The organism is Pseudomonas cyclaminis, from assembly GCF_015163715.1.
Classification (GTDB): Bacteria; Pseudomonadota; Gammaproteobacteria; order Pseudomonadales; family Pseudomonadaceae; genus Aquipseudomonas; species Aquipseudomonas cyclaminis.
Map to the genome: position 1 here is coordinate 1 of NZ_JADDUM010000020.1, position 4,405 is coordinate 4,405.

The following is a 4,405-nucleotide window of genomic DNA, read 5'->3' on the forward strand; positions in this document are numbered from 1 at the left end:
AAGTGAGCCGGCTGTAAAAGCGGAACCCTAGGTGGCCGTTACCTGACCAACGGATATGTACTCAGACCCATCGCCATCGGGGGCAAGTTCGAATCGTCGCACCGCCCCTCCCACATTGGCCCCATTTTTACATTGGGTATGGTGTGACTCTTAGGCTTTTTGCCAGACCTTGGGTTTGAAGAACAGGGTCTCGCCACGGGCCAGCCCGGTCAGGCTGTCGTGGTCCTTGACCACTTCGGCCTCGATCAGCTCGGGCTGGCCTTCGACCTTCAGCGTCACCCGCGTGGTCGCGCCCAGCGGGCGAATATCACGCACCTCGGCCGCATGGTGGTCTTCCAGTTCATGGCGCGACAGCGACACTTCATGGGGACGGAACAGTACGTGCTTGTCTTCCCCCAGGTGCAGGCGGTTGGAGTCCCCCAGGAAGTGGTACACAAAATCGCTGGCCGGGTTTTCATAGACGTCACCCGGTGAGCCGATCTGCTCGATCACGCCCTTGTTCATCACCACGATACGGTCGGCGACTTCCATGGCCTCTTCCTGGTCGTGGGTCACGAACACCGAGGTCAGGTTGATGTCTTCGTGCAGGCGCGCCAGCCAGCGGCGCAGTTCTTTACGCACTTTGGCGTCGAGGGCGCCGAAGGGTTCGTCCAGCAGCAGCACTTTGGGCTCGACCGCCAGGGCGCGGGCCAGGGCGATACGTTGGCGCTGACCGCCGGAGAGCTGTTCCGGGTAACGATCAGACAGCCAATCGAGCTGCACCATGTTCAGCAATTCGTGAACCTTGGCCGCGATCTGGGTTTCATTCGGGCGCTGGTTCTTGGGCTTCATGCGCAGGCCGAACGCGACGTTGTCGAACACGGTCATGTGGCGGAACAGCGCGTAGTGCTGGAACACAAACCCGACGTTGCGATCACGCACATCGTGGCCGGAGACGTCTTCACCGTGGAACACGATGCTGCCGTCATCCGGGGTTTCCAGGCCGGCAATGATGCGCAGCAAAGTGGTCTTGCCGCAGCCGGACGGGCCCAGCAACGCCACCAGCTCGCCACTCTGGATGTCCAGGTTGATGCTGTTCAGGGCCTTGAAGGCGTTGAAGTTCTTGCTGACATTACGGACTTCGATCGACATGACTTATTCCTCACCGGCGCTTTTGCGCAGGCGGTTGATACGGTTCTCGCTCCACTGCTTGAGCAGCAGGATGAAGAGCGCCAGGATCAGCAACAGGCTGGCCACCGCAAACGCGGCAACGTGGTTGTATTCGTTGTAGAGAATCTCGACGTGCAGCGGCAAGGTGTTGGTCACGCCGCGGATGTGGCCGGACACCACCGACACCGCGCCGAACTCACCCATGGCCCGCGCGGTACACAGCACCACGCCGTAGATCAGGCCCCATTTGATGTTCGGCACGGTGACATGCCAGAACATCTGCCAGCCATTGGCCCCAAGCAGGCGTGCGGCCTCTTCTTCCTGGGTGCCTTGCTCCTGCATCAGCGGGATCAGCTCACGGGCCACGAACGGCACGGTGACAAAGATGGTCGCCAGCACGATGCCCGGCAGGGCGAACACGATCTGGATGTCGTGCTCCTGCAACCACGGGCCGAAGAAGCCTTGCGCGCCGAACATCAACACGTACACCAGGCCCGCGATCACCGGTGAAACCGAGAACGGCAAGTCGATCAGCGTCACCAGGATGCTTTTGCCACGGAACGAGTACTTGCTCACGCACCAGGCGGCGCTGACGCCGAACACCAGGTTGAGCGGCACCGAGATCAATACGGCGATCACCGTGAGTTTCAACGCCGACAGGGCGTCGGGCTCCAGGATTGCGCTAAAGAACGTACCCAGGCCGTTCTTCAGGCCCTGGGACACCACGATAAACAGCGGCAGCAACAGGAACAGGAAAAACACCAGCCAACCAAGGCTGATCAGGATGCGTCGCGACACCGCACTGCCACGCCGGGCGGCATTGGCCGAGGACGCGGCGGAAATAGACGATTGGGACATGTTCCGCGCCTCCTTATGGACGTTCGATGCGCCGCTGCAACAAGTTGATCAGCAGCAGCAGGACAAAGGAAACCACCAGCATCAACACGCCAATGGAGGTGGCGCCGCGGTAGTCGTACTGGTCAAGCTTGACCATGATCAGCAGCGGCAGGATCTCGGTTTTCATCGGCATGTTGCCGGCGATGAAGATCACCGAACCGTACTCACCGACGCCACGGGCAAACGCCAGGGCGAAGCCGGTCAGCCAGGCGGGCAGCAGCGCGGGAACGAGGATGTAGCGGAACACCTGCAACGGCTTGGCGCCCAGGCAGGCGGCGGCTTCTTCGATTTCCCGGGGGATATCGGCGAGTACCGGCTGCACCGTGCGCACCACGAACGGCAGGGTCACGAAGGTCAGCGCCAGGGTGATACCCAGCGGCGAGTAGGCGATCTTGAAGCCCAGGTCAGCGGCGAACTGGCCGACCAGGCCGGTCGGTGTGTACAGCGCGGTCAGCGCGATACCGGCCACGGCGGTGGGCAGGGCGAACGGCAGGTCGATCATCGCATCGATGATCTTGCGGCCGGGGAAGGTATAGCGCACCAGCACCCAGGCCAGCAGCGTGCCGATGACACCGTTGATCAGCGCGGCGTAGAGCGCGGTGCTGAAGCTCAACTTCAACGCCGCCAACACACGCGGTGCAGAGATGATGGCCCAGAACTGATCCCAGGTAAGTTGAGCGGCGTGTACAAACATCGCCGCGAGGGGGATGAGTACGATCAGGCTGAGGTACACCACGGTGTAGCCCAGCGTCAGCCCGAAGCCGGGTATGACGGGGGAAATACGACGCGACATAAGAGTCCTTGGTTAGCGGAACTGACACACAAAACCCGCAGGTGAATGCGGGCTCTGTGGGCGGGTTGTTGCTCGGCTTACTGCGCCGTGTAGATCTGGTCGAACACGCCACCGTCGTTAAAGAATTTCGGTTGGGCAGTTTTCCAGCCGCCGAAGTCTTTGTCGATAGTCACCAGGTCCAGTTTCGGGAACTGCTGGGCGTATTTGGCGGCCACTTTTGCATCGCGTGGGCGGTAGAAGTTCTTGGCCGCAATCTCCTGGCCAGCCGGGCTGTACAGGTGTTTCAGGTATTCGGTAGCGATCTCGGTGTTGCCCTTTTTCTCGGCATTCTTGTCGACCACGGCCACTGGCGGCTCCGCGAGGATCGACAGGGACGGTACAACGATGTCGAACTTGTCGGCACCGCCGTCTTCTTTCAGCGCCAGGAAGGCTTCGTTTTCCCAGGCCAGCAACACGTCACCCTGACCGTTGTTGACGAAGGTGATGGTCGAACCGCGTGCACCGGTGTCGAGGATCGGCACGTGCTTGAACAGTTCTTTCACGTATTCCTGGGCCTTGGCTTCGCTGCCACCGGATTTGAGGCCGTAGGCCCAGGCGGCGAGGAAGTTCCAGCGCGCACCGCCGGAGGTTTTCGGGTTTGGCGTGATCACCGACACGTCTTTCTTGATCAGGTCGCCCCAGTCCTTGATGCCTTTAGGGTTGCCCTTGCGCACCAGGAACACGATGGTCGAGGTGTACGGGGTGCTCGCATCCGGCAGGCGGGTCTGCCAGTTTTCCGGCAGGGTCTTGGCCAGTTTGGCGATTTCGTCGATGTCGCCGGCCAGGGCCAGGGTCACTACGTCGGCGCGCAGGCCGTCGATCACAGCGCGGCCCTGCTTGCCCGAGCCACCGTGGGATTGCTGGATCTTCACGGTGTCGCCTGGGTGGGACTGTTTCCAGAAGTTGGTGAACTCAGCGTTGTAATCCTGGTACAGCTCACGGGTAGGGTCGTACGAGACGTTGAGCAACTCGTAGTCCTTGGCAACAGCGGAACCTGCAAACACGGCGCTGGCCAGGGCGGCCAGGGCGTAACGGCGAATCGACGACATAGAAGCTCCTAGAATTCTTGGGTGTTGGCTTTTTCTTATAGTGACGGGGTCTATCGCCGTGGTTGCTTAGCTCGGTTTGTTACCCGGGTTCTGCAGACGGAATTTTTCCTTGCGTTCGATCTGTACCACTTGGGCGTTATGCACAGTGATTTCCACCGCGCCAAACCGCAGATCGCGCAGGGCGCTCTGGATCTCACGCAAATGGCTGCTTCGTCCTGGCCGTCGACGCTACGTAGAGATGCGCTCATGGTCTCGCTCCTGAAATGAATAGTGCCTCGCAGTGGCGGCACTGCTTGCGGCGTAGGGCGATAGTAGATAAGCGCGGATATTCTTAAAAATACTATTTAAGAATGTTTATATAACCAGAAAGAATTTTCTGCTGGGGCGCGAGGTTGCGCAGGGGTTAAGCCGTGCACATATCCAAATGTGGGAGGGGCTTGCCCCCGATGGCGGTCTTTCAGTCAACAAACTCTGTGAC

4 protein-coding genes and 1 pseudogene are annotated in these 4,405 nt (G+C 60.3%); all 5 read right to left on the reverse strand.

Translation table 11 applies throughout. The features are described from left to right. Positions 1-150 precede the first annotated feature (150 nt). The 5 genes and pseudogenes from IQK56_RS02290 to oscA all read right to left on the reverse strand — a co-directional run bounded on the left by IQK56_RS02290 (position 151) and on the right by oscA (position 4,175). The gene (locus IQK56_RS02290; protein WP_122307450.1) at positions 151-1,131 is read right to left on the reverse strand and encodes a sulfate/molybdate ABC transporter ATP-binding protein; all 981 of its coding nucleotides are present in this window, start codon (positions 1,129-1,131) and stop codon (positions 151-153) included. Positions 1,132-1,134: 3 nt separating this feature from the next. Continuing rightward, a complete protein-coding gene (cysW, locus tag IQK56_RS02295; protein WP_122307449.1) occupies positions 1,135-2,007 on the reverse strand; it encodes a sulfate ABC transporter permease subunit CysW in 873 nt (290 codons plus the stop codon). Between the two features lie 13 nt (positions 2,008-2,020). Beyond that, entirely contained in the window at positions 2,021-2,839 is an 819-nt protein-coding gene (gene cysT / locus IQK56_RS02300; protein WP_064450147.1) for a sulfate ABC transporter permease subunit CysT, read from the reverse strand. A gap of 77 nt (positions 2,840-2,916) precedes the next feature. Next, entirely contained in the window at positions 2,917-3,927 is a 1,011-nt protein-coding gene (locus tag IQK56_RS02305) for a sulfate ABC transporter substrate-binding protein (protein ID WP_122307448.1), read from the reverse strand. A 66-nt stretch (positions 3,928-3,993) separates the two neighbouring features. After that, a pseudogene (gene oscA / locus IQK56_RS02310) lies at positions 3,994-4,175 on the reverse strand (sulfur starvation response protein OscA). Positions 4,176-4,405 lie beyond the last annotated feature (230 nt).

Bases quoted from the DNA above. Each gene is read 5' to 3' on its own strand.
- cysW (WP_122307449.1), bottom strand. From the start codon at position 2,007: ATGTCCCAATCGTCTATTTCCGCCGCGTCCTCGGCCAATGCCGCCCGG.
- cysT (WP_064450147.1), bottom strand. From the start codon at position 2,839: ATGTCGCGTCGTATTTCCCCCGTCATACCCGGCTTCGGGCTGACGCTG.
- IQK56_RS02290 (WP_122307450.1), bottom strand. From the start codon at position 1,131: ATGTCGATCGAAGTCCGTAATGTCAGCAAGAACTTCAACGCCTTCAAG.
- IQK56_RS02305 (WP_122307448.1), bottom strand. From the start codon at position 3,927: ATGTCGTCGATTCGCCGTTACGCCCTGGCCGCCCTGGCCAGCGCCGTG.